Source organism: Pseudomonas sp. AC083, assembly GCF_979253165.1.
Genome location: NZ_CEEDDH010000150.1, coordinates 1 through 269, shown reverse-complemented (window position 1 = coordinate 269; position 269 = coordinate 1). Strand labels below are relative to the sequence as shown.

At 60.6% G+C, this 269-nt stretch carries 1 pseudogene; it reads right to left on the bottom strand.

Annotated elements, in window-relative coordinates:
• Nucleotides 1-153 precede the first annotated feature (153 nt).
• Nucleotides 154-269 (bottom strand): annotated as a pseudogene (locus AC0IXA_RS27525) (EscU/YscU/HrcU family type III secretion system export apparatus switch protein); the annotation flags it as partial.

Here is a 269-nt window from a genome sequence, read left to right as displayed (position 1 = left end):
CTGGGACGCTCCGCGTTCCGCCGGTGACATGAGACGCGGAGCGTCACGGGCGGCATTCCCACGCGGAGCGTGGGAACGATCAAGCAGAACTGATTTTTGCGCTCAAGCTGATGGCCTATTCGCGAGCTTGCTCGCGAAGGCGTCTTCGAACTCTCAGGAATCATCCCCGCGATCAGTGACGTCCTTCTCGACCATCGGCGCGTACGAGTCTTGTCCTTCGGGGAATTTGCCCGTCAGGTTCCAGGCAAACGCGATGATCTCGGCGATGG